This window comes from Blautia sp. 2227st1_G12_2227SCRN_220401 (assembly GCF_039062885.1).
In the GTDB taxonomy this organism is placed as follows: domain Bacteria; phylum Bacillota; class Clostridia; order Lachnospirales; family Lachnospiraceae; genus Blautia_A; species Blautia_A fusiformis.
Map to the genome: position 1 here is coordinate 25,069 of NZ_JBCLNI010000002.1, position 24,434 is coordinate 49,502.

Annotated in this window: 20 protein-coding genes; 14 read left to right on the top strand and 6 right to left on the bottom strand. The window is 46.4% G+C overall.

Features of this window, described 5'->3' with window-relative positions; all coding sequences use genetic code 11:
• Window positions 1-8 precede the first annotated feature (8 nt).
• On the top strand, window positions 9-1,634 hold the full coding sequence (locus ABCM67_RS01335) for a polysaccharide biosynthesis protein (protein ID WP_278635222.1): 1,626 nt from the start codon (window positions 9-11) through the stop codon (window positions 1,632-1,634).
• A 182-nt stretch (window positions 1,635-1,816) separates the two neighbouring features.
• Here ABCM67_RS01335 and pepT read toward each other — a convergent pair whose 3' ends face one another.
• Window positions 1,817-3,043, bottom strand: a complete 1,227-nt coding sequence (pepT, locus tag ABCM67_RS01340; protein ID WP_021650807.1) for a peptidase T — start codon at window positions 3,041-3,043, stop codon at window positions 1,817-1,819.
• 188 nt (window positions 3,044-3,231) lie between these two features.
• Between pepT and uraA the strand changes: the two genes are divergently transcribed.
• The 6 genes from uraA to xerD all read left to right on the top strand — a co-directional run bounded on the left by uraA (window position 3,232) and on the right by xerD (window position 9,948).
• A complete protein-coding gene (uraA, locus tag ABCM67_RS01345; RefSeq protein WP_021650809.1) occupies window positions 3,232-4,482 on the top strand; it encodes a uracil permease in 1,251 nt (416 codons plus the stop codon).
• Between the two features lie 264 nt (window positions 4,483-4,746).
• Window positions 4,747-5,799 carry a recombinase RecA gene (gene recA, locus ABCM67_RS01350; protein ID WP_015526986.1) on the top strand — a complete coding sequence of 351 codons (1,053 nt, stop codon included), beginning with the start codon at window positions 4,747-4,749 and terminating at the stop codon, window positions 5,797-5,799.
• A gap of 3 nt (window positions 5,800-5,802) precedes the next feature.
• Window positions 5,803-6,291 (top strand): regulatory protein RecX, encoded by a 489-nt coding sequence (locus ABCM67_RS01355; RefSeq protein ID WP_118752581.1) that lies wholly within the window; start codon window positions 5,803-5,805, stop codon window positions 6,289-6,291.
• 293 nt (window positions 6,292-6,584) lie between these two features.
• Window positions 6,585-8,144, top strand: a complete 1,560-nt coding sequence (rny, locus tag ABCM67_RS01360; RefSeq protein WP_342992428.1) for a ribonuclease Y — start codon at window positions 6,585-6,587, stop codon at window positions 8,142-8,144.
• 131 nt (window positions 8,145-8,275) lie between these two features.
• Window positions 8,276-8,884 carry a stage II sporulation protein M gene (locus tag ABCM67_RS01365; RefSeq protein WP_092069579.1) on the top strand — a complete coding sequence of 203 codons (609 nt, stop codon included), beginning with the start codon at window positions 8,276-8,278 and terminating at the stop codon, window positions 8,882-8,884.
• A 179-nt stretch (window positions 8,885-9,063) separates the two neighbouring features.
• Entirely contained in the window at window positions 9,064-9,948 is an 885-nt protein-coding gene (gene xerD / locus ABCM67_RS01370) for a site-specific tyrosine recombinase XerD (RefSeq protein WP_015526990.1), read from the top strand.
• A 139-nt stretch (window positions 9,949-10,087) separates the two neighbouring features.
• On the opposite strand, the gene ABCM67_RS01375 is transcribed toward xerD, so the two are convergent.
• Window positions 10,088-11,119: a 3-deoxy-7-phosphoheptulonate synthase gene (locus ABCM67_RS01375; RefSeq protein ID WP_015526991.1), complete on the bottom strand. Its 1,032-nt coding sequence runs from the start codon at window positions 11,117-11,119 to the stop codon at window positions 10,088-10,090.
• A 42-nt stretch (window positions 11,120-11,161) separates the two neighbouring features.
• Window positions 11,162-12,496, bottom strand: coding sequence for a polysaccharide biosynthesis protein (locus ABCM67_RS01380; protein ID WP_118608588.1), 1,335 nt, complete (start codon window positions 12,494-12,496; stop codon window positions 11,162-11,164).
• A 122-nt stretch (window positions 12,497-12,618) separates the two neighbouring features.
• On the opposite strand from ABCM67_RS01380, the gene ABCM67_RS01385 reads away from it, so the two are divergent.
• From ABCM67_RS01385 to ABCM67_RS01400, 4 genes are all read left to right on the top strand, one after another.
• Entirely contained in the window at window positions 12,619-13,047 is a 429-nt protein-coding gene (locus tag ABCM67_RS01385; RefSeq protein WP_015526993.1) for an Rrf2 family transcriptional regulator, read from the top strand.
• A gap of 25 nt (window positions 13,048-13,072) precedes the next feature.
• A complete protein-coding gene (nifS, locus tag ABCM67_RS01390) occupies window positions 13,073-14,260 on the top strand; it encodes a cysteine desulfurase NifS (RefSeq protein WP_021650819.1) in 1,188 nt (395 codons plus the stop codon).
• A gap of 28 nt (window positions 14,261-14,288) precedes the next feature.
• On the top strand, window positions 14,289-14,735 hold the full coding sequence (nifU, locus tag ABCM67_RS01395; protein WP_015526995.1) for a Fe-S cluster assembly scaffold protein NifU: 447 nt from the start codon (window positions 14,289-14,291) through the stop codon (window positions 14,733-14,735).
• 89 nt (window positions 14,736-14,824) lie between these two features.
• The gene (locus tag ABCM67_RS01400) at window positions 14,825-17,383 is read left to right on the top strand and encodes an HAD-IC family P-type ATPase (RefSeq protein ID WP_342992430.1); all 2,559 of its coding nucleotides are present in this window, start codon (window positions 14,825-14,827) and stop codon (window positions 17,381-17,383) included.
• A 142-nt stretch (window positions 17,384-17,525) separates the two neighbouring features.
• Here ABCM67_RS01400 and ABCM67_RS01405 read toward each other — a convergent pair whose 3' ends face one another.
• A complete protein-coding gene (locus tag ABCM67_RS01405) occupies window positions 17,526-19,610 on the bottom strand; it encodes a hypothetical protein (RefSeq protein ID WP_342992431.1) in 2,085 nt (694 codons plus the stop codon).
• A gap of 75 nt (window positions 19,611-19,685) precedes the next feature.
• Complete coding sequence (locus ABCM67_RS01410; protein ID WP_342992432.1) at window positions 19,686-20,504, bottom strand: histidinol-phosphatase HisJ family protein; 819 nt, start codon at window positions 20,502-20,504, stop codon at window positions 19,686-19,688.
• Window positions 20,505-20,809: 305 nt separating this feature from the next.
• On the opposite strand from ABCM67_RS01410, the gene gap reads away from it, so the two are divergent.
• From gap to tpiA, 3 genes are all read left to right on the top strand, one after another.
• Window positions 20,810-21,829, top strand: coding sequence for a type I glyceraldehyde-3-phosphate dehydrogenase (gene gap / locus ABCM67_RS01415; protein WP_021652276.1), 1,020 nt, complete (start codon window positions 20,810-20,812; stop codon window positions 21,827-21,829).
• Window positions 21,830-22,015: 186 nt separating this feature from the next.
• Window positions 22,016-23,212, top strand: a complete 1,197-nt coding sequence (locus tag ABCM67_RS01420) for a phosphoglycerate kinase (RefSeq protein ID WP_015527000.1) — start codon at window positions 22,016-22,018, stop codon at window positions 23,210-23,212.
• Window positions 23,213-23,257: 45 nt separating this feature from the next.
• Window positions 23,258-24,007: a triose-phosphate isomerase gene (gene tpiA, locus ABCM67_RS01425; RefSeq protein ID WP_021977259.1), complete on the top strand. Its 750-nt coding sequence runs from the start codon at window positions 23,258-23,260 to the stop codon at window positions 24,005-24,007.
• 115 nt (window positions 24,008-24,122) lie between these two features.
• On the opposite strand, the gene ABCM67_RS01430 is transcribed toward tpiA, so the two are convergent.
• Entirely contained in the window at window positions 24,123-24,401 is a 279-nt protein-coding gene (locus tag ABCM67_RS01430) for a helix-turn-helix transcriptional regulator (RefSeq protein WP_015527002.1), read from the bottom strand.
• Between the last annotated feature and the right edge of the window lie 33 nt (window positions 24,402-24,434).

The following is a 24,434-nucleotide window of genomic DNA, read 5'->3' on the forward strand; positions in this document are numbered from 1 at the left end:
AAAGTAAAATGGGTAAAAAAAATGATAACACACTTGTGAAAAATGCATCTTTTCTTATGGTTGCGGCGCTGATCTCCAAGATCATCGGAATGCTGTACAAGAGTCCGCTTTCAACTACACTGGGAAGTCAGAGCTTTGCACTTTTCCAGTTTGCACAGAATGTATATTTTATCCTGCTGATGATCGCGTCCTTCAGTATTCCTCAGGCTGTATCCAAGATCATGGCGGAGAAGATCGCTTTTCACAGATATAAGGATGCACAGAAGGTATTTTACGGTGCACTGATCTATGCGGCAGTTGCCGGCGGTATCGTGGCGCTGATCTGTGTATTTGGTGCAGGAATCCTGGTTCCGGACAGTATGGCTAACGCCCGTCTGGCACTGCAGATGCTTGCGCCCACAATTTTCATGTCCGGTCTCTGCGGTGTATTCCGTGGATATTTCCAGGCATACCGCAATATGATGCCTACATCGATCTCGCAGATCATTGAGCAGATCTTTGTGGCAACCTTTGCGCTTCTGATGTCACATGTATTTATCCAGCATTTTTCCGCAACAGGAGATATGGATCTGGTCCATCGCTGGGGTGCGGCAGGTGCTACCATGGGTACCGGAGCAGGTGTGGCTTCCGCGCTGATCTTTATGCTGATCGTTTATGGGGTAAACCGTAAGATCATCCGGAAAAGGATCGTCAATGACCGCCATTCTGTAAATGAGAGTATGGGTCATGTAATGAGTAATATCGTGCTCATCATCATGCCGATCATTCTCAGTGCTTTTATTTATAATGTAAACGGATATATCAACAGCTATATGTATTCCGGTATCATGGATATCAAGGGTGCTGCCAAGGATGTGATCCAGACCTTGTATTCCGAGTACGGATATTATATGACGCTGATCAATATCCCGCTTACCCTGGCAAGTACAGCACCGACATCTATGATCCCTGAGGTTTCCGCGCATTATGCAATGCACGATATTGAAGGTGCAAATATGAAGACAGACCGTGCCACATGGATCAGTATGCTGATATCCATTCCGGCGGCAGTAGGTCTTGCAGTTCTTTCCGGACCGATCACGAGACTGATCTTCCCGGGAACCAATGGCGTAGGCGGACAGCTTCTGATCCTGGGAGGAATCACCATTATCCTGAATGGCAACTCCAATATCACCAACGGTGTACTTCAGGGAATCGGCAAGCCGAAGCTCCCGATGATCCATGCAGCCATTGCACTGGTGGCAGATGTGATAGCCATGGCTCTGCTTCTGGTATTTACCAATCTTGGTGTTTATACCATTGTCATCGCCCAGATCGTTTATGCAGTTGTGATGTGTCTTCTCAACGACCGTTCCATCAAGAAATATATGGGCTATAAGAATCCATGGAGAAGTGCTTATTTAAGCCCGTTCCTTGCATCTATCCCGATGGGGGTTGTTGCGGGAGTGGTGTATTACGGTCTGTATGTACTGATCCATTCCAATGTGATCTGCCTAGGTATTTCCGTGATCCTGGCAGCAGTTGTATACTTTATTGTATATCTGTTTGTAAGCAAGCCCGGTGAAGAAGAGCTGGGTATGATGCCTGGTGGAAGATATATGAAGAAGCTGGCGAGAATGATGAAGATCATCTGATCTGTAAGTCCGATCAGTAAACGGCAATACAGTTATTCGGTGCAGAACTCAAAGTGAACACAGCTAGCACAGGAAAAAATACTCACAGATTTGTTCCGGCAGATTTCCAGCCGGAGGATCTGTGAGTATTTTTTATTGTATCAGGTCTCTGGAAATGCAGGCTTTTGAAGAATGGATTCCTTTTAGACTTTTTTCTGTGAAAACAGTCTTATGATCTCCAGAGTAACGTTCACAGCGGCATCCATTCCTTCTGCTGTAATATGCTCATAAGGCCCGTGATAGGCATGTCCGCCGGTTCCGAGATTCGGGCAGGGCAGTCCCATAAAGCTTAACTGTGCACCGTCTGTGCCGCCGCGGATAGGCAGGATCAGCGGTGTGACACCGCAGCTGTGGCAGGCTTCCTCTGCCAGAGATATCAGCCATGGGCAGGTATCGATGATCTCTTTCATATTGCGGTACTGCTGGGTGATGGTAAGAGTTACGGTACCTTCCCCCCATTTTTCATTGAGGATCTCCGTGATATGGGTGAGCGTTTTCTGACGGATCTCAAAAGAAGCGGCATCGTGATCCCGGACAATATACTGAAGCTCAGCCTGGGAAACATCTCCTTTCATGGAACACAGATGGAAAAATCCTTCGTAGTCTTCTGTATTCCTGGGAGTGTCCGCTGCCGGAAGCATGGAGTTAAATTCCATGGCAATGAGGGCTGCGTTGATCATAGTATTTTTGGAAGAACCGGGATGTACATTAACACCCTGGAAGGTTACTTTTGCACTGCAGGCGTTAAAGTTTTCGTACTGGATCTCGCCTTCCGTATCACCGTCCAGGGTATATGCATAATCCGCACCGAATTTTTTTACATCAAAGTGGGCCGGTCCCATGCCGATCTCTTCATCCGGAGTAAAAGCAACGCAGAGAGGTCCGTGAGGTATTTTTTCCGTAAGGATATGCTCCAGCGCAGTGAGGATCTCTGCAATGCCGGCCTTGTCGTCTGCGCCCAGGATCGTGGTTCCGTCTGAGGTGATCAGGGTACGTCCGGCAAGTGAAGCAAGATGGGGGAACATTTCCGGGGAAAGAGTTCTGCCGCTTGTGCCGAGAGGGAGCTCTTTTCCATCGTAATCTTCTGTGATCATCGGTGTGACTGCATGGTCGCAGAAATCGGAAACCGTATCCATATGAGCGATAAAGCCCAGTGCTTTGCAGTGCTCCAGACCTTCTGTAGCAGGAAGATGTGCATAAACGTAACAGTGTTCATCCAGAGACACATCAGAGATCCCAAGGCCTTTCAGTTCCTCCACAAGAAGCCGGGCCAGGTCAAACTGGCACTGGGAAGAGGGGGAAGAAGAGCTTTCTTCATTGCTGGGTGTGGATATTTTTACATAGGATAGAAGTCGTTGGTATGCTTTCATAGAAGAATATTCCTTTCTGAAAAATTCCTTCCGGAACAGACGGCAGCTGTATTTATGGAATCCGCCTGTTTTTCCGGAGATAATAACAGTATACCACACAGTATCCGTATATTTTCAGAAAAAATTTCCCACGATATGAAAACCTGTGCTATAATCTGTGGGATAATAAAAAACAGGAGGATTTGAGAGTGGAAAAAAGAATCATACAGGTCGAAGAAAAAGTACCTGCAAAGATGCTGATACCGTTAAGTATCCAGCACATGTTCGCCATGTTCGGAGCATCCGTACTGGTGCCATTCCTTTTTGGTATCAGTCCGGCTATTGTGCTTCTGATGAATGGTGTGGGAACACTCCTTTTTATTTTCATCACAAAAGGAAAGGCACCGGCTTATTTGGGCTCCAGTTTTGCCTTCCTTTCACCGGCTCTTCTGGTGATCAGCAAGTATGGATATGAGTATGCCCTCGGTGGTTTCGTTGTTCTGGGTATTGCTGGTATGTGCGTGGCATTGATCGTCCGCCAGTGCGGAACAGACTGGATCGATATCGTGCTTCCCACAGCGGCAATGGGACCGGTAGTGGCACTGATCGGTCTGGAACTTGCGGGAAATGCAGCAAGTACGGCAGGACTTCTGGACGAGAAGGTAGATCCGAAGAATGTGATCGTATTTCTGGTCACACTTGGAGTTGCGGTATTCGGGCAGATCCTGTTCCGGGGCTTCCTTTCTGTTATTCCGATCCTGATCGCGATCATTGCGGGATATGTGGCAGCAGGTGCATGCGGGCTTCTGGATTTTACACAGGTAAGGGAAGCGGCATTTTTGGCTCTTCCCAACTTTACATCTCCGAAATTTAATTTTGAGGCCATTATGACGATCTTTCCGGCATTGCTTCTGGTAACCTCCGAGCATATCGGCCATCAGATCGTAACCGGAAAGATCGTTGGAAGAAATCTTCTGAAAGATCCGGGTCTCCACAGATCCCTGTTTGCAGATTTCTTCTCTACCACAGTTTCCGGATGCCTTGGTTCTGTACCGACAACTACTTACGGTGAGAACATCGGTGTCATGGCAGTGACAAAGGTTTACAGTGTACAGGTGATCGGTGGTGCGGCAGTGCTTTCTATCTGCTGTTCCTTCCTCGGTAAACTGGCAGCCCTGATCAGTACCATTCCCGGTCCGGTGATCGGTGGGATTTCCTTCCTTCTTTACGGAATGATCGGAACCTCCGGCCTTCGTATGCTGGTTGATAATCACGTGGATTACAGCAAGTCCAGAAATCTGACGCTGACAAGCGTTGTCTTTGTTGTAGGTCTTTCCGGAATTGCCCTGAAGCTTGGAAATGTTGAGCTTACCGGTATGGTGCTGGCATGTGTGGTTGCCATGGCATTAAGCCTTGTATTCTATATTCTGGACAAACTGAAGCTGACCAACGATCAGTGACAGGAAATATATTGCATAAAAAGCAGATGAAGAGGGAAATCTTTTTATCTGCTTTTTGGCATTCAGAGAGGAAAAAGAAATCATGTATGGGAAGCCTTTTGTCGGATTTTCAGAGATCCTGTCAACAAAAAAACAGAGGGATTTTCAAGTATCTTATTGACAATCATTCCGTTTTATAATACTATGTAATACAGAAAACACGAACAAAGGTTCGGATTAAAGGAAACCTGATTAGAAAGAGAATAAAGAATAGGAGATTACATAATGATCAGTGAAGAGAAGCAGAAGGCGCTGGAAGCGGCTCTTGGAAATATTGAGAAACAGTTCGGTAAAGGCTCTGTCATGAAGCTTGGAGATTCCAGTTCCCATATGCAGGTGGAGGCAGTTCCCACAGGATGCTTAAGCCTGGATATCGCCCTTGGTGTAGGTGGTGTTCCCAAGGGACGTATCGTGGAGATCTACGGACCGGAGTCCAGTGGTAAGACAACGGTAGCCTTACATATGGTCGCTGAAGTGCAGAAGAGAGGCGGAATCGCAGGATTTATCGATGCGGAGCATGCTCTTGATCCTGTTTATGCCAAGAGTATAGGTGTTGATATCGACAACCTTTATATTTCACAGCCGGATAACGGAGAGCAGGCGCTGGAGATCACAGAGACTATGGTACGTTCCGGTGCTGTGGATATCGTGATCGTGGACTCTGTTGCAGCCCTAGTCCCCAAGGCTGAGATCGAAGGAGATATGGGAGACAGCCATGTAGGTCTGCAGGCCCGTCTGATGTCACAGGCACTCCGTAAACTGACAGCTGTTATCAGCAAGTCCAACTGCGTGGTGATCTTTATCAACCAGCTTCGTGAAAAGGTTGGAGTGATGTTTGGCAATCCGGAAACTACAACCGGTGGACGTGCGCTGAAATTCTATGCATCTGTCCGTATGGATGTACGCCGTGTGGAAACATTGAAGCAGGGTGGTGAGATGGTCGGAAACCACACCCGTGTGAAAGTAGTTAAGAACAAGGTGGCTCCGCCATTTAAGCAGGCAGAATTTGATATCATGTTCGGAACCGGTATTTCCAGAGAGGGAGATATCCTGGATCTGGCTGCAGAATGCTCCATCGTAAACAAGAGCGGAGCCTGGTATGCATATGAGGGGGATAAGATCGGACAGGGACGTGAGAATGCCAAATTATTCCTGCGAGAGCATCCGGAGATCCGCGATGAGATCGAGAAGAAGGTTCGTGTACATTATCATCTGGATCCGGCAGATGAGACAGCAGAAGCAGCAGTACAGGCAGAAGATACAGAGAAGGAAGAGTAATCCATGCTGGATCTGGAAGAACGAAACCGTGCAAGAAAGAAAGCCATGCGGCTTCTGGAACATATGGACCGCACAGAGAAAGGCCTGACGGATAAACTCCGTCAGGCTGAATTTTCACCGGAGGCAGTAGAAGATGCCATTGCTTATGTGAAGTCCTATGGGTATATCAACGATGCCCGTTATGCCAGAACCTATATCTCCTTCCGCATGGAAACCAGGAGCCGTCAGAAGATCCTCTCGGAACTTCAGTTAAAGGGTGTGGACCGTCAGACTGCCCTGGATGCCTGGAATGAGATGGAAGAGCTTCTGGAACCGGACGAGCGGGAGGTATTACGCAGGACGATCGAAAAGAAATATGCGCCGGACACAGAGCTTGATGAAGGACAGATGCGAAGGTTGTATGGATATCTGGCCAGACGAGCGTTCCGGTATGAGGATATTTCCCATACCCTGGAAGAAATGAACATCCGGGTGAACCGTGATATGGAATAACTCGTTACTGTTCACCGGTAATGTCCCGCGAGGTGTTTTTTGTGAGCGAAGGTCACAGAAAACCCGAGACATACCGCGCGAATTTATGCGATCAGCATAAATTCTGTGCATCGCGAAGCGTGTTACTGAGAACGGAGTGAACAGTAACAATAACTCTGCGGAGAAAAAGAGCCAGTTTATATATGCTAACCAAAATCTGCTTTTTCATGAGAAAAACTTGACATAAATGTGAAAAACAGCTAAACTTGTATTGTTGTATTTGTACAATGAAAACTAAATAAGGAGGTGCTCCTGTGGCAGGCACAATTATCGGTGTTATTGTCGCTGTGGTAGTCACGCTACTTATTGCAGTTCCTGTTACTTGCAAGGTTGCTGTTGACAAGAAAGTACGCAAGGATGCGGAAATCATAGGTACAGCAGAGGATAAGGCAAGGAATATTCTTGATGAAGCATTGAAAGCAGCAGAGACCAAGAAACGCGAAACTTTACTTGAAGTAAAGGAAGAATCTCTGCGAACTAAAAATGAACTGGAAAGGGAAACCAAGGAACGGAGAAACGAGCTGCAGAGATACGAAAAGCGAGTTTTGTCAAAAGAGGAATCTGTTGACAAAAAAGCCAATGCAGTGGAGAAGCGTGAGCTGGAATGTACAGCGAAATTTAACGAGTTACAAGAAAAAGAAAAACGAGTAAATGAACTTGAGGAAAAAGGAGTACAGGAACTGGAACGAGTTTCAGGTCTTACCTCCGAACAGGCAAAAGAAGAATTACTGAAATCTGTAGAAGATGACGTAAAGGTGGATGTTGCAAGACTCTATAAAGAGCTTGAGAACAGAGCCAAGGAAGATGCCAATAAGAAAGCCAGGGAATATGTAGCCAATGCCATTCAGAAATGTGCAGTGGATCATGTTTCCGAGACAACGATTTCTGTGGTACAGCTTCCAAGTGATGAAATGAAGGGAAGGATCATCGGTCGTGAAGGCCGTAACATCCGTACACTTGAGACACTTACCGGTGTGGATCTGATCATTGATGATACACCGGAGGCAGTGGTACTCTCCGCATTTGATCCGATCAGGAGAGAGATCGCCAGAGTGGCTCTTGAGAAACTGATCGTGGATGGACGTATCCATCCGGCAAGAATTGAAGAGATGGTAGAGAAAGCCCAGAAAGAAGTGGAAGCACAGATCCGGGAAGACGGTGAGAATGCTGCCATGGATGTAGGGGTACATGGAATCCATCCGGAACTTCTGAAGCTTCTTGGACGTATGAAATTCCGTTCAAGCTATGGACAGAATGCTCTGAGACATTCAATTGAGGTTGCACAGCTTTCCGGACTTCTTGCAGGAGAAGTTGGTGTGGATGTGCGTATGGCCAAGCGTGCCGGACTTCTTCATGACATTGGTAAATCCATTGACCATGAGGTAGAAGGTTCTCATATTCAGATCGGTGTAGATCTCTGCAAGAAATACAAGGAGTCCCCGATCGTTATCAACACGGTTGCGTCTCATCATGGTGATGTGGAGCCGGAATCTCTGATCGCGTGTATTGTACAGGCTGCTGATGCAATTTCCGCAGCAAGACCTGGAGCAAGACGTGAGACCCTGGAAACCTATACCAATCGTCTGAAACAGCTTGAGGATATCACCAATGAATTCAAGGGTGTAGAGAAATCTTTTGCTATTCAGGCAGGAAGAGAAATTCGTGTTATGGTCGTGCCGGATCATGTAAGTGATGCAGATATGGTTCTCCTTGCAAGAGATATTGCAAAGCAGATCGAGGCAGAGCTTGAGTATCCTGGACAGATCAAAGTTAATGTGATCCGTGAAAGCAGAGCGGTTGACTACGCAAAATAAGCTTTCAATGGAAGAAAGTTCTGGAAATATCAAAGGCCGGACAGCTTTTTAGCTGGCCGGCCTTTTTTTGTCATGTGGAAAAACGGTCATATTACTGGAAAAACAGGCGTAAACTGGTACAGGGTGAGTAAATGGAGAGTAAGACAGAGAACCGGAAGTGGAAAAATGCCGGACGTTTTCCGGCGGAGCTTCTTTTTATGACCGGATTTTTTGCGGGAAATGTGTTGCCGAATCTGATCTGGAAAATGGAGTGGAAACAGAAAACCCTGGCTTCTTTTTATCTGATCCGCAGCTTTGCAGGAAAAGATATTTCCGGCGGAGCTTATTTCCTGGAAGTGCTGCGACGAAGAGGAGGTTTTTTTCTTCTGTTGTTTTTATGCGGATTTACAATATTCGGAGTGCCTTTGACGGTCGCATATATGCTGTTTTTGGGAATGGAGACAGGAATGATTCTGGCATTATCGGTTCTGGAATTTGGTATTTATGGCGGTGTGGCCGGCGCCGGACTTCTGATGCCGCAGTATCTGGTCTATATTCCGGCGTATTTTTATCTTGCAGGTATCGTATACAGACAATCGTATGGGATCTGGAAAAATTATGGACTTGTGCCGCAGAAAACAGGGGCTTATTTTCGGCAGGGGATCACAGTTTTTCTGCTGTATACAGGAGGAATCCTCGCAGAAAGTTTTCTGAATCCTTGGATCGTAGAAAAAGTTATAAAGGGCCTGAAATTTTTTTGAGGAAAATTTCCACAATATCTAGTGATGGTTTCCATAAAATCTGCGATATTTGGTGGTTTGTGCCGGAAAGTGTTGAAATTGTGCGGTTTTACGATGAAAAACTGTTTGATTTTATGTAAAATTCACAGTATAATTCAGTCATAAACGAGTATGATTTTAGAGAAACGGGATGCAGAGAAATGGACATAGAGATACGGGAATTTATTACATATTTACATAATAGAAAAAGGACGTCACATAATACAGAAGTATCTTACCAGAGAGACCTGAAGAAGATGGCAGTGTATTTTGCAGATCGTGGGATCTATGATATCCGAGATGTAGGAGAACTGGAGCTGGAAGGCTATCTCAGCTATATGGAGAGAGGACAGTTCGCTTCCTCAACGATCTCCAGAAATGTAGCATCTATCCGTGCCTTGTTTCAGTATCTTTATCAGGAGAACAGGATCGAGAGGGATCCGTCTCTGGAACTGAAGCCGCCCAAGGTTGAGAAGCGGATGCCGGAGATCCTTACTGTGGATGAGGTGGACCGCCTTTTGAAACAGCCGGATCTGAATACACCGAAGGGAATCCGGGACAGTGCCATGCTGGAGCTTTTGTATGCTACAGGAATGCGTGTCAGTGAACTTTTGCGGCTGAATCTGGAGGATCTCAATCTGCGGCTTGGTTATGTAGTCTGTCACGATGAGGATAAGGAACGGGTGATCCCGATAGGAAATGTATGCAAAACAGCCATGGAGAAATATCTGAAGGAAGCCCGTGGAAAATTTGTGAAAGAAAATGAGACGGAGAGTCTTTTTACCAACTGTTCAGGAAAATCCATGAGCAGACAGGGATTCTGGAAGGTTCTGAAGGGATATGCAGAGGAAGCCGGGATCCAGCATGATATCACGCCGCATACACTGAGACATTCTTTTGCCGCACATATGCTGCAGAATGGAGCGGACGTGAAGAGTGTGCAGGAAATGCTTGGACATTCGGATATTTCCACCACACAGGTCTATCTGAATTTTGGCGTTGCGAAAATGCGAGACGTATATATGAAAGCACATCCGAGGCATTGATCTGTAAGAAATAATATAAAAAACGCGTTCAAAAAAGAACCGGCAGCTTCCAAAATGGAAGAATGCCGGTTCTTTTTTTGAACATAAAGTGTAAAAGGATCACAAATATCCGTTTCCTGAACTGCAGATCAGACAGATCTTAGCAATTTTCAGCAATCGTGTAAAGCAGCTTCTCAGACTCATCCCAACCAAGGCAGGCATCTGTGATGGATTTTCCGTAGATGTGATCTCCACCGATCTTCTGATTGCCTGGCTCGATATAGCTCTCGATCATGAGACCTTTTACCATGGAGTGAAGCTCAGGATCTACCTGACGGCTGTGAAGAACCTCACTTGCGATACGAACCTGCTGCTCGTAATGCTTGTTGGAGTTGGAGTGGTTGGTATCCACGATCACTGCCGGGTTGGCAAGGTTCTTTGCATGGTATTTGTCATAGAGAAGACGAAGATCCTCGTAATGGTAGTTCGGGATCGCTTCCCCATGCTTGTTTACTGCACCGCGAAGGATTGCGTGAGAGAGTGGGTTGCCGGTGGTCTCAACCTCCCAGCTTCTGTAAATAAAACGATGAGCGCCCTGTGCTGCAACAATGGAGTTCAGCATAACGCTGTAGTCACCACTGGTAGGGTTCTTCATACCAGCCGGAACATCCATGCCGCTGACAGTGAGTCTGTGCTGCTGATCTTCAACAGAACGTGCGCCTACAGCAACGTAGGAAAGCAGATCAGAGAGATAACGGTAGTTCTCCGGGTAAAGCATCTCATCTGCACAGGTGAAGCCACTTTCGCGGATAGCACGCATGTGCATCTTGCGGATCGCGATCAGTCCGGCAAGAAGGTTCGGTTTTTTCTCAGGATCCGGCTGATGGACCATTCCCTTGTATCCTTCACCGGTCGTACGTGGTTTGTTTGTGTAAACACGCGGGATGATAAGGACTTTATCCTCGATCTTTTCCTGAACTTTGCGAAGTCTTAAAAGATAATCGCATACGGCATCTTCGTTATCTGCAGAACATGGTCCGATGATAGCGAGGAATTTATCGGATTTTCCGGTGAAAACGTCGCGAATCTCAGCATCGCGTTTCTCCTTGAGCGCCTGAAGTTCAGCATCGAGCGGATACTGATTGCGGATTTCCTCAGGAGTTGGCAGTTTTTTTATGAATTCAAAACTCATAGTACTTTATTCCTCCATAACTATAGACATTTCGATTATTTATTATAAACGATTATTGGCCGATTGTCGATAGGGAAATTTTAGCGCTTTCACGTGTAGAAGAGTAAGCAGCAGCTCACCCAGAAAAATTCCGTAAAAATAGCCTCGGATCCCTGTTGCCGGAATTATAAAAACAACGGAGAAAATACGGATGAGAATGCCGGCAATACTGTGGATCAGACAGAGCCCCGGTTTTCCAAGTCCCTGCAGGATGCTGGTGAGCATGGTGTTTGTATAAAGAAAAGGACAGATAAAAGACAGATACCGTATGTAGGTTCCGGCAGTCTGGCTGTGAAAAAGCAATGTTCCGAGGAATGGGCCAAAAAGAAAGAATCCGCTTCCGCATAGAAATCCCAGGAACATGCACAGAAAAAAGGTCTGATCTGTGACACGGCGGATCTGCTTCTGCTCTCCCAGTGCATCAAGCTGTGCGATGGAAGGCATCAGCATCACAGCGGCGGAAGAGGTAAGTGTGGAAGGAAACAGGAGCAGGGGCAGTGCCATTCCTGTAAAGATCCCATAGATCTTCAGTGAGTCTGAGGCTGTCATGCCGGAACGCAGAAGCATCTGTGGGATCAGGACCGCTTCTATGCTGCCGAGAAGTGTCAGAAGGATCCTGTTCAGGGAAATGGGAAAAGACAGTGTGAAAAGGTCCTTTATCAGCGGAAAGATCCTGACGGGAGTCTTTTCGTGTACAGGGTGATTTCCGAAATGAAAGGAAACTACCAGCAGCGACACCAGCGAAGCGGCAGTCTCTCCGGCAAGGGAACCTCCCGCTGCGATCAATGCAGTGATCGGACGTCCTTCGGAAAGAAAGATCAGATACAGGATATAGGTAGTGCCGATCCGTGCAGACTGCTCCGAAAGCTGCACGGCTGCCGGAACAGAGGCTTTTTTCCGGGCATAATAATAGCTGTCAATGCAGGAATGAATGGCACAGAGAGGAATACTGACAGCTGTTATGCGAAGAAGACCGGCAGTCTGCGGTGTTTTCAGAATTGCGGAAGCAAAAAAATATGCGTGCTGAAAAAGCAGAAAACCGGCTGCAGCAGAAAAAAAGACAGCCATAAGTGTTCCTGTGACCAGCGAAAAACGTGCCTCCTTTTTCTCCTGAAGGGCAAGTCTGGACGCGATCAGGCGTGAAAGGGCAGACTGGATCCCTGTATAGGATAAAGCGGCCATAAGTCCCTGGAGAGGAAGAACCAGCTGATACAAACCAAGACCTTCCGCACCAATGGCATGGGAGAGGAATATTCTATAAAAGAAACCTGCGATACGGCTGATAAGGCCTGTGCAGGCAAGAATCAGGGTTCCTTTGAGAAATATTTTTTTTGACATGGATAACCTTGAGTCTTTTTTGTCAGTATATGAAGAAGTTAGTCTTGACAGAACCATATGTTTCTGATAGAGTAAACATGAAATCCGAGGAAAACACTGGGAATTGAAAAAGAGGTGAGCGGATGAAACTGTCAACAAGAGCAAAATACGGACTTAAGGCTTTGATAGACCTTGGTCTTTATAGTGAGAAAGAAGCGGTCTCGCTTCAGAGTATTGCGGGCCGTCAGAATATATCAGTCAGCTATCTGGAGCAGCTGATGGCACTTTTAAAGAAAGCGGGCCTTGTGAAGAGTGTCCGCGGCGCAGCCGGAGGATACTTCCTTGGAAGACCGGCAGAAGAGATTTCAGTGGGAGATATCCTTCGTGTCCTGGAGGGTGGCCTGGAGGCTGCAACATGTCCGGGAACAGAAGGTGACGGTGGCTGCCAGGGTTCTGATCTCTGCGTGGCTAAATTAGTGTGGAAGAGGATCAACGACAGTATCACAGATGCAGTGGATACACTGATGCTCAGTGAGCTGATCGAAGAAAGCCGGAGAATACACGAAAAATAATTATCCTGAACAGGAGGAAAAGAAAATGGGAAAAATGATATATCTGGACAATGCGGCTACCACAAAGACCGCACCGGAAGTTGTGGAGGCTATGCTGCCGTATTTTACAGAGTTTTATGGAAATGCTTCAACCGTTTATGATTTTGCGGCAAACAGCAAGGCTGCCATCGCAAAGGCAAGACAGCAGATCGCAGATGTGATCGGAGCCAAAAAAGAGGAGATCTATTTTACTGCAGGTGGTTCCGAGTCTGATAACTGGGCTCTGAAAGCGACCTTTGAGGCATATAAAAATAAAGGAAACCATATCATCACAACAAAGATCGAGCATCATGCCATCCTTCATACCTGCGAGTACCTTGAAAAAGAGCGTGGTGCCAAGGTCACATACCTGGATGTAGATGAGAATGGTTTCATTGACCTGGATGAGCTTCAGAAAGCCATCACACCGGAGACCATCCTGATCTCTGTTATGGCTGCAAACAATGAGATTGGTACTCTTGAGCCGCTGAAAGAGATCGGACAGATCGCACATGAGCATGGAATCCTGTTCCATACAGATGCTGTTCAGGCATTCGGCCAGATCCCGATCAATGTAGATGAGTTCAATATCGATATGCTCAGCTCCAGCGGACATAAGATCAACGGACCGAAGGGAATCGGCTTCCTCTATATCCGTAAGGGCGTTAAGATCCGCTCCTTCGTACATGGCGGAGCACAGGAGAGAAAACGTCGTGCAGGTACAGAGAACGTTCCTGGTATCGTAGGATACGGTCTTGCAGCAGAGCGTGCAAACAAGTCCATGAAAGAGCGTACTGCAAAAGAAATCGAGATCAGAGATCATATGATCAGCAGGATCCTCACAGAGATCCCGTACGTACGTCTCAATGGAGATAAAGTAAAACGTCTTCCGAACAACGTAAATGTAAGCATCCAGTTCATCGAGGGAGAGTCACTTCTTCTGATGCTTGATAATTTCGGAATCTGTGCATCCAGCGGTTCCGCATGTACATCCGGTTCTCTGGATCCGTCACACGTTCTGTTAGCTATCGGTCTTCCTCATGAGATCGCACACGGATCTCTCCGTATGACCTTAAGCGAGGAGACGACAATGGAGGATGTTGATTTTGTAGTAGATAAGCTGAAAGATATTACTGCAAACTTAAGAAGCATGTCTCCATTATATGAAGATTTTATTAAAAAGCAGAAAAAATAATAAAAATACTTGCCAGGAGGAAAAAATAATGTATAGTGAAAAAGTAATGGATCATTTTCAGCATCCACGTAATGTCGGTGAAATCGAGAACGCAAGTGGCGTGGGTACTGTAGGAAATGCAAAATGCGGTGATATTATGAGAATATTCCTTGATATCGATGACGAAACTCATATTATCAAAGACTGCAAATTTAAAACATTTGGATGCGGTGCAGCAGTTGCAACAAGCAGTATGGCAACAGAACTTGTAATGGGCAAGACCATTGAGGAAGCTATGGAAGTAACCAACAAGGCCGTTATGGAGGCTCTGGACGGACTTCCGCCGGTAAAGATCCACTGTTCCCTGCTTGCTGAGGAAGCAATTCATGCAGCTCTCTGGGATTATGCAGAGAAACATCACATTAAGATCGAGGGTCTTTCCAAACCGAAGTCTGATATCCACGAGGGTGAAGAGGATACAGAAGAGGAGTATTGATTCCTTTTATTTACGATCATAACCGGGGCATGAGCAAGCTTCAGTTGAACAGAACCGTAAGCCATTGAAAGGACAGGTAAGTAAGAAGCATGACAGGACTTACGAACGAAGAAGTTCAGGAAAGAATTGCGCAGGGCCAGGTAAATAATAACGAAAACCCCAACACCAGGACATATAAGCAGATCATTCTGGAGAATACGTTGACATTCTTCAATTTTCTGAACCTGGTGCTGCTGGTTCTCGTACTGCTGGTTGGTTCCTACAAAAACTCCATGTTTGTAGGAATCATTTTTATTAATACCGTGATCGGGATCATTCAGGAGGTCCGTGCTAAGAAGACGATTGACAAGCTGGCCATCCTGACAGAATCCAAGACGGTTGTTCTGCGTGAAGGAAAAAAATGGAAAATTTCTACAGAGAAGCTGGTTGTCGATGATCTGATATTCCTGAAGGCCGGAGAACAGGTTCCGGCAGATGCGAAGATCCTGGAGGGAAGCCTTGAGGTCAATGAATCCCTGCTTACCGGTGAGGCAGACAATCTTCCGAAGAATCCGGGAGATGAGCTTTTTTCCGGAAGCTTTGTGACGGCGGGACAGGCCTGCTGCCAGATCATCCATGTGGGAAGTGACAACTATGCGTCAAGGATCACCAGCGAGGCAAAGGAATTCAAGCGCCATAATTCAGAGCTTAGAAATTCCCTGAATGCCATTCTGAAGGTGATCAGTATCATTATCGTACCAATGGGTGCGCTGCTTTTTTATAAACAGTATTATTTTGTGGGAGACAATATCCGGGATTCTGTTGTCAATATGGTTGCAGCGGTCCTGGGAATGATCCCGGAGGGACTGGTCCTTCTTACCAGTGTGGCACTGACTCTGGGTGCGCTGAAGCTGGCCCAGAAGAAGACGCTGGTGCAGGAGCTGTACTGTATAGAAACTCTTGCACGCGTGGATACGCTCTGCCTGGATAAGACAGGAACTATCACAGAGGGTACCATGTGTGTGGAGGCGGTGGAGAGCTATCCGCCGGTGTATGATGAGATTTCAGAGACAATATCCGGGAAAGATCCTGAATCCGGCGAAGGTGACAGCAATGGAACTGAGAGTTCTGCGACTTCTACAGTTTCAGCAACAGATGCGATCGCAAAGGAGGATGGAAGTGCGAATCTCGTATTACAGGAAAAGTCAGAAGCTGACCCGGAGAAACATAGTCAGGAAGATCCGGAGAAGACCCGGGAGATCGAGCATATCATGGGAAATCTGCTTTCTGTGCTGAAGGATCAGAATGCCACTGCCGATGCACTCAGGGCAAGATTTAAAGTATCTCAGGATATGAAGCTGGATCATGTGATCCCGTTTTCTTCTGACAGGAAGTACAGCGGAGCTGCATTTACAGATACAGGTACTTATCTGATGGGGGCAGCGCAGTTTCTTTTTCCGGAAGGGAACCCGGAGCTGATGGAGTATTGTGGCAGATTTGCAGAGGAAGGTCTTCGTGTGCTGGTTCTTGCCCATAGTGTAAATGTGAGTGAGGGAGCGGAGCTTCCGGAGGGACTGGAACCTGTCGGACTTTTGCTTATTACAGATGTGATTCGTGCAGAGGCACCGGATACGCTGGCATATTTCGAAAGTCAGGGTGTTGATCTGAAAGTGATCTCCGGTGATGATCCGGTGACGGTTTCTGCAATTGCCAGACGTGCAGGCCTTAAAAATGCAGAGCATTATATCGATGCGACAACGATCACAACTCAGGAACAGATGGACGAGGCAGTTGCAGAATATAGTGTGTTCGGGCGTGTAACACCTCAGCAGAAACAGTCAATGGTGAAGTCTTTGCAGGCTCAGAAGCATACGGTTGCCATGACCGGTGATGGTGTCAATGATGTTCTGGCGCTTAAAGAGGCGGACTGCAGTATTGCCATGGCTGAGGGCAGCGATGCTGCCAAGAATATTGCCAATGTGGTATTGCTGGATTCTAATTTTGCAGCAATGCCAGAAATTGTGAATCAGGGACGCCGGGTTGTAAATAATATCCGTACTGCGGCATCTATGTTTCTGATCAAAACGATTTTTTCCGTGCTGCTGTCACTGATCACGATCTTCTTCGGGGATTCCTATCCCTTTGAGCCGATCCAGATGTCTCTGATCAGTGCCTGCGCTGTTGGTATTCCTACATTCCTTCTGGCACAGGAGAATAATTATGAGAAGATCGACCATACATTTTTGCGTCATGTATTTATGAATGCATTTCCGGCTGCTGTGACCATCACGGGCTGTGTGTTCAGTGTGATGCTGGTATGCCAGAATGTATACCATTCCAATGCTATGCTGAATACAGCCTGTGTGCTTGTAACAGGATGGAATTATATGGCGGCACTTAAGACAGTTTACGCACCTCTGAATAAGTATCGAAAGGTGATCATTTACAGTATGCAGGTGATCTTTTTCGGTGCGGCGGTGGTTCTGCAGAATCTTCTGACACTGGGATCGCTGGAATTCGGAATGATCATTCTGGTGTTCCTTCTGATGACATTTTCTCCGATCCTGATCGATGTGATCACGGCCTGGCTCAGAAATATTTACAGCCGTTCGCTGGATAGTGGGGAACAGGGGAAATTTGCTGCATTTATTGATAAGCTGAGAAAATAATAATATGAGAAATAAAAAAGGACACTGCCCGTTGAAAATGGCAGTGTCCTTTTTTGCAAATAAACTGTGAAGCAGTTATCCAGTTATCCGGTGCAGAGCTGTGTAGAGAATGCAGAGTGTGGATATCCGCCTGACAAAGCTATTATTTCGTGTGCATAAGCCAGATAAATCCGAAGGCCGGGATCTCTACAGCCTGTGCGTCTCTCTGAACTCCTGTGAGAAGATCTGTGTAGGTACCGTCCTGTTCGTTGATCCAGGCTACATTATCCTGGTCGCTGAAGTTGTAGATGCAGATCAGCTTTTCTTCAGAAGTTTCTCTTACCAGGGCAAGGAGAGCTTTTTCCCAGGTTTCCAGTGTATGTGCAGAAACTTCAGGTGCAAATACCGGATGGCTGGCACGGATGGATTCCAGCTGCTCAAGGCTGTTGAAAATGCGTCCCTGGATCGTTTCGGCATCGGCTCTGTTCCGGGCAAGTGCCCAGTTGAAACGTCCGTTGTGGAGCCAGCGGGGATCAGCTGCTTTGGAAATGTCGGCTTTATAGGTGTAGTCATTCAGCTGTCCGACCTCGTCACCGCTTCGAAGTACCGGAATTCCGGGGAGGGAAAGAAGCAATGCATGAAGTGCTACGTCATAGCGGATTCCCCGGCTGACACCCTCCATATTTCCTTCATAATCAAAACGCTCGATTCCTGCAAGAGATGCGGTTGTTCCGCAGAGCTCAGATTTCTCGGTTTCCGGATTTACATAAATTTCACCCCGGGCAAAGGAATCAGGGAAAATACCTGCCAGGAATTCATTCAGATAATCTCTGTGAGGCCCTTCTGTGATAAAGCTTCCTTTCAGGAAATCATAGTCCAGATTCCAGCGTACCGTGTTGCGGTTACGGAGGTAATTCTGGAATACCGGTGCCTGCGGAAGGTCTGCAGCTCTGTCGATTCCCCGGCGGAGAAGGGCAGTGTCCTTTGTAGCAACGGTATGCCAGAGATCGGACATCAGCTGGGTGCTGTTTACAATGTGAAGTTCCGGCATATCGGAAGTTCCGCCGAATGCAGCAGCCTCTGCAGGTGGGCGGTCTGTTTCGCCAAGGAGAAGAATTCCGGGGCATACGATCTCACACACCATTCGGGTCATACGCAGCAGAGAGTGAAGCTTCCAGAGATTTTCTTCCGGCATCATCGGAAGGATACCAAGGCTGAATACAGAAGCACCTTCATTTGCAAGCTCCAGGATCTGAAGAAGCATTGCATTGAAATAAGCCGGAGTCTGGAGCACACATGGCGCACCGGACTGTGGGTCATCCACAGAAAGACTTAACGGGATCTCAAGAGCCAGGCGGATACCTGCTTTCCTACAGTTAGCTGCAAGTGTGTACAGATCTTCGGAAGTTCCGATCTCCGGGATAATGCGAAGAGAGCAGTTGGAGGTTGCCTGGAAAAGATCTGTCAGGTACAGAGTGTCTGCTTTGCATTCACTGATATAGTCCAGCTTATCGGACAGCCCGGAAAGAGTATCTGCGAAGTCAGCAGGATTTACAGCCATTCCGGTGAAAGTAGTCTTACGGAACCAGTCAGGATCTGCAGCGCAGTTCTGGTCGGCTTCCTTCATGGAAAGAGAACGCTCACGGTAGATTTCTTTCATCTTTTTTGTGAGGCTTGAGAATGTGCCGGCAACTTCCGGGTGATCGCGGAACAGCTCGCAGTAAAGCCATTTCAGATCATTGTAGTAGTGTTTCAGACGTTTCTCGTAGAGGGCATCGTAAGCTGTGTCCTCCTTGGAAGTTTCGACTTTCAGAGGCTCGGTCTTGGAAGTCTCGACCTTGATCGGCTCGGTCTTGGAAGTCTCGACTTTGATCGGCTCAGTCTTGGAAGTCTCAACCTTGATCGGCTCAGTCTTGGAAGTCTCGACCTTGATCGGTTCGGTCTTGGAAGTCTCAACCTTGATCGGCTCGGTCTTGGAAGTCTCGACCTTGATCGGCTCGGTCTTGGAAGTCTCGACCTTGATCGGTTCGGTCTTGGAAGTCTCGACTTTGATCGGTTCAGTTTTGGAAGTTTCGACTTTAAGCGTTTCCTTCTTTACGGTTTCAAGTTTTTTCACTTCGGCTTTAGCATTTTCAACAGATTTGGCAGCACTGGAACTGGTGCCGGTAGCAGAGGTATTTTTTTTCAGTTGCTTTTCTTTTTTTGCCTGCATGGCAGCTTTCTTTTTCTGGAGTCTTTTTGTTGACATATAGAATTCCTCCTTAGATAAAATGATATTTTCGGTATAAAAATGTAAACTCTCTCACTGGAGAGAGAAACAGAGCTACAGCTTATGAAAAACAGGACGGCGGTTTTTAAATACAGCATAATAGGAAAAACCACATTCACGGAGAACATCAGCCGCCTTGTCAAAAGCATAGCCGATTTTATCCGGAGTATGGGCATCTGCACCGATGGTGATGATCTCACCGCCAAGCTCACGGTAACGTCGGATAATATTGACACAGGGATTCGGTTCACCAAGCCCGTAGTGATAACCGCCTGTGTTCAGCTCGATTCCCACATTTTTGCGGATCAATGTCCGCAGGATCTCGTCCAGGATCTCCTTATATCGTCCGTAAGAATACTGACGGTTCTGATTTGGACCATAACGTACTACATAGTCGATATGTCCGTACACATCCATCTCGTCAAAAGCAGCGATATTTTCCAGGATGGATTCAAAATATTCCATGTAGCATGCGGATTCCTTACGGCCCTCAAAATAAGAAGGATAATAAGGATCGTATCCGTGCACCACATGGGAGGAACCAATAACGAAATCAAAGGGAACTTCTTTCAGAAGATCGGAAAAAGATTCTGCAAGCTGAGGCTGAAGTCCAAGCTCGATCCCGAAGTTAACCTGGATCTGGTCTTTAAAAGCATCCGCAAGATTCTCAAGTTTCTGGCGGTATGCAGGGATGTTCAGGGAAAAATCAAGATTTTCCGGAGTATCGGGATAATCCGGATCAAAATGTTCAGTAAAACAGATTCCCGTGAGACCCTGGTCTGCGGCAGTCTGGATCATTTCTTCCATCGGTGTATCGGAATCTGCGGAAAAAGAGGAGTGCATATGGCAGTCCCATAAAATTTTCTGGTCCATTTTGTACCTCCATATTCAAGCCTTTATATTCTGTGACAATGATCGTATCTGCCTGTTATGAATCCGGGAAAGTCAAACTCCCAGCGGGAATATAGATATCCGTTTTGGGAATCAGCAGGACAGAACTTTCTATCAGAGAATTATAGCACATTTTTCAGAAATTTTCTTAATATTTATTTTAATGTTCTTTTTTATAAATAGCTCTTGAATTTTTGTTTGGAATTAGGTACAATATGAAACAGGTTGATGTTTCTTTAACAAAGGAACGATTTAAATCACCATTCAATTCATAGGAGGAATTTATCATGGCAGTAAAAGTTGCAATTAATGGTTTTGGACGTATCGGTCGTCTTGCATTCCGTCAGATGTTTGGAGCAGAAGGATTTGAGATCGTAGCAATCAACGATCTTACATCTCCTAAGATGCTTGCTCACTTATTAAAATATGATTCTACACAGGGAAGATATGCTCTTGCTGATAAAGTAACAGCAGGCGAGGATTCCATCACAGTAGACGGAAAAGAGATCAAAATCTATGCTAAGGCTAACGCTGCAGAGCTTCCATGGGGAGAGATCGGTGTAGACGTAGTTCTTGAGTGCACAGGTTTCTACACATCCAAAGACAAAGCTCAGGCTCATATCGATGCAGGTGCTAAGCACGTAGTTATTTCCGCTCCGGCTGGAAACGACCTTAAGACAATCGTTTACAACGTAAACCATCAGGGTCTTACAAACGAGGACAAGATCATCTCCGCAGCTTCCTGTACAACAAACTGCCTTGCACCAATGGCTAAGGCTCTTAACGATCTTGCACCGATCAAATCCGGTATCATGTGCACAATCCACGCTTACACAGGCGATCAGATGACACTTGACGGACCGCAGAGAAAAGGCGATCTGAGAAGATCCCGTGCAGCTGCAGTTAACATCGTTCCGAACAGCACAGGTGCTGCTAAAGCTATCGGACTTGTTATCCCAGAGCTTAACGGCAAACTTATCGGTTCTGCACAGCGTGTACCTACCCCAACAGGTTCTACAACAATCCTTACAGCAGTAGTTGAAGGAAACGTTACTAAAGAGCAGATCAACGCAGCTATGAAAGCAGCTTCCAATGAGTCCTTCGGATACAACGAGGATGAGATCGTATCCAGCGATATCGTTGGTATGAGATTTGGTTCCCTCTTCGATGCTACTCAGACAATGGTACTTCCACTTGAGAATGGCACAACAGAGGTTCAGGTAGTTTCCTGGTATGACAACGAGAACTCCTACACAAGCCAGATGGTTCGTACAATCAAGCACTTCGGAAAACTTCTGAACGCTTAATTTTCTGCGAACGGGTGTAGAAGAATAGACTCAGAAAGGGTCCGGTCTGAAGAGGACCGGGCCCTTTTTTTCCAAAAGATCAAACAAAAAAATGTCTGAGGAAATGACTGTTAACAGAGCGGACAACAATACCGCTCGCCCTTATTCATCTGCTTTTGCAGAAATAAAAGTTAAGGAGATATAGAGATGCTGAACAAAAAAAGTGTTGACGATATCAATGTAAAAGGACAGAAAGTACTTGTAAGATGCGACTTCAATGTTCCGCTTCAGGATGGAAAGATCACAGATGAGAACCGTCTTGTAGCTGCTCTTCCTACAATCAAGAAACTGATCGCAGACGGCGGAAAGGTTATCCTTTGCTCCCACCTTGGAAAACCGAAGGGAGAGCCGAAACCGGAGCTTTCTCTTGCACCTGTAGCAGTTCGTCTTTCTGAGCTTCTTGGCCAGGAAGTAAAATTTGCAGCAGATCCTGAGGTAGTAGGACCGAACGCAAAAGCTGCTGTAGCAGAGATGAAAGATGGCGATGTAGTTCTTCTTGAGAACACACGTTATCGTGCAGAAGAGACAAAGAACGAAGACAAGTTCAGCGAAGATCTTGCTTCCCTCTGTGATGTATTTGTAAATGATGCATTCGGAACTGCTCACAGAGCTCACTGCTCTAACGTAGGTGTTACCAAATATGTAAAAACAGCAGTTGTAGGATATCTGATGCAGAAAGAGATCGATTTCCTTGGAAACGCTGTAAACAATCCGGAGAGACCATTCGTAGCAATTCTTGGCGGTGCTAAGGTTTCCAGCAAGATCTCTGTAATCAACAACCTTCTTGACAAGGTAGATACACTGATCATCGGTGGTGGTATGTCCTATACGTTCTCCAAGGCTATGGGCGGACATATCGGAACATCCCTCTGCGAGGATGATTACCTTCAGTATGCTCTTGACATGATGAAGAAAGCAGAGGAGAAGGGCGTGAAGCTTCTTCTTCCTGTAGATAACAGAATCGGTGATAACTTCTCCAACGACTGCAACATCCAGGTTGTAAAACGTGGTGAGATTCCGGACGGATGGGAAGGAATGGATATCGGACCGGAGACTGAGAAGCTTTTTGCAGACGCTGTAAAAGATGCCAAGACTGTTGTATGGAACGGACCGATGGGATGCTTCGAGATGCCGAACTTCGCTCATGGTACAGAAGCAGTTGCCAAAGCTCTTGCTGAGACAGATGCAACAACGATCATCGGTGGCGGTGATTCTGCAGCAGCTGTAAATATCCTCGGATATGGCGACAAGATGACACACATCTCCACAGGCGGCGGTGCTTCTCTTGAGTTCCTTGAGGGAAAAGAGCTTCCGGGTGTAGCAGCAGCTAACGATAAAGACTGATAAAAAATAAAGTGTTCCAAGAACACAAAAAAGGAGATAAAAACAATGGCAAGAAAGAAAATTATTGCTGGAAACTGGAAAATGAACATGACACCAAGCGAGGCTGTAAAGCTTGTTGAGACTTTAAAACCGCTTGTTGTTAACGATGAAGTTGACGTAGTATTCTGCGTACCGGCTATCGACATCATCCCTGTTGTTGAGGCAGCTAAAGGTTCTAACATCCAGGTTGGTGCTGAGAACATGTACTTCGAGGAGAAAGGCGCTTACACAGGTGAGATCGCTCCGGCTATGCTCGTAGATGCAGGCGTTAAGTACGTTGTACTTGGACACTCCGAGAGAAGAGAGTACTTCGGTGAGACAAACGAGGACGTTAACAAAAAAATGCTCAAAGCTTTCGAGCATGGCATCACACCGATCATGTGCTGTGGTGAGACACTTACTCAGAGAGAGCAGGGCGTAACAATGGACTTCATCCGTCAGCAGGTTAAGGTTGGATTCCAGGGTGTTACAGCTGATCAGGCTAAGACAGCAGTTATCGCTTACGAGCCGATCTGGGCTATCGGAACAGGTAAGACAGCTACAACAGAGCAGGCTCAGGAGGTTTGCGCTGATATCCGTAAATGCATCGCTGAGATCTATGATGACGCTACAGCAGCAGAGATCCGTATCCAGTACGGCGGATCTGTAAACGCTGCAACAGCTCCTGACTTATTCGCTCAGGCTGACATCGACGGCGGTCTTGTAGGCGGCGCTTCCCTGAAACCAGATTTCGGAAAGATCGTAAACTACAAATAAGATTCACTTAAAAAGGGGCTTCGGCCCCTTTTTTTATATCTTTTTATAAAAAAACCAGAAAAACTCTCCCTGACACGGATAGCACAGCTAACAAAAAAGCTGCATCTGATCACAGTCAGAGAGAGTTTTTCTTATCTTCAGAGTAAGGATTGTTTTTCTCTGAAGCTTTTTCTGTATGTTCGTTCCTTTCGTCAGGCTCGGGAACGTGTTCCACAATGTCCTCGATCTCGCAGTGGAGAATGGAACACAGCCTGTCTATGGTATAAATTTCAACATTTTTATTTTTTCGAAGTCTGTCCAGAAGTGAACGGGTGATCTGGTAATGTTCATAAAGATCATACTGAGTGATTCCACGCTCCTTCATCGTGACCCAAAATCTGTCATATTTTATCATATATATATCCTGTCCGATTCATCCTTGAATTAA

Bases quoted from the DNA above. Each gene is read 5' to 3' on its own strand.
- nifU (WP_015526995.1), top strand. From the start codon at position 14,289: ATGTATAGTGAAAAAGTAATGGATCATTTTCAGCATCCACGTAATGTC.
- ABCM67_RS01380 (WP_118608588.1), bottom strand. From the start codon at position 12,496: ATGTCAAAAAAAATATTTCTCAAAGGAACCCTGATTCTTGCCTGCACA.
- ABCM67_RS01355 (WP_118752581.1), top strand. From the start codon at position 5,803: ATGCTGGATCTGGAAGAACGAAACCGTGCAAGAAAGAAAGCCATGCGG.
- ABCM67_RS01385 (WP_015526993.1), top strand. From the start codon at position 12,619: ATGAAACTGTCAACAAGAGCAAAATACGGACTTAAGGCTTTGATAGAC.
- ABCM67_RS01405 (WP_342992431.1), bottom strand. From the start codon at position 19,610: ATGTCAACAAAAAGACTCCAGAAAAAGAAAGCTGCCATGCAGGCAAAA.
- nifS (WP_021650819.1), top strand. From the start codon at position 13,073: ATGGGAAAAATGATATATCTGGACAATGCGGCTACCACAAAGACCGCA.
- pepT (WP_021650807.1), bottom strand. From the start codon at position 3,043: ATGAAAGCATACCAACGACTTCTATCCTATGTAAAAATATCCACACCC.
- recA (WP_015526986.1), top strand. From the start codon at position 4,747: ATGATCAGTGAAGAGAAGCAGAAGGCGCTGGAAGCGGCTCTTGGAAAT.
- ABCM67_RS01420 (WP_015527000.1), top strand. From the start codon at position 22,016: ATGCTGAACAAAAAAAGTGTTGACGATATCAATGTAAAAGGACAGAAA.
- ABCM67_RS01400 (WP_342992430.1), top strand. From the start codon at position 14,825: ATGACAGGACTTACGAACGAAGAAGTTCAGGAAAGAATTGCGCAGGGC.
- ABCM67_RS01430 (WP_015527002.1), bottom strand. From the start codon at position 24,401: ATGATAAAATATGACAGATTTTGGGTCACGATGAAGGAGCGTGGAATC.
- gap (WP_021652276.1), top strand. From the start codon at position 20,810: ATGGCAGTAAAAGTTGCAATTAATGGTTTTGGACGTATCGGTCGTCTT.
- ABCM67_RS01335 (WP_278635222.1), top strand. From the start codon at position 9: ATGGGTAAAAAAAATGATAACACACTTGTGAAAAATGCATCTTTTCTT.
- tpiA (WP_021977259.1), top strand. From the start codon at position 23,258: ATGGCAAGAAAGAAAATTATTGCTGGAAACTGGAAAATGAACATGACA.
- ABCM67_RS01375 (WP_015526991.1), bottom strand. From the start codon at position 11,119: ATGAGTTTTGAATTCATAAAAAAACTGCCAACTCCTGAGGAAATCCGC.
- xerD (WP_015526990.1), top strand. From the start codon at position 9,064: ATGGACATAGAGATACGGGAATTTATTACATATTTACATAATAGAAAA.
- ABCM67_RS01365 (WP_092069579.1), top strand. From the start codon at position 8,276: ATGGAGAGTAAGACAGAGAACCGGAAGTGGAAAAATGCCGGACGTTTT.
- ABCM67_RS01410 (WP_342992432.1), bottom strand. From the start codon at position 20,504: ATGGACCAGAAAATTTTATGGGACTGCCATATGCACTCCTCTTTTTCC.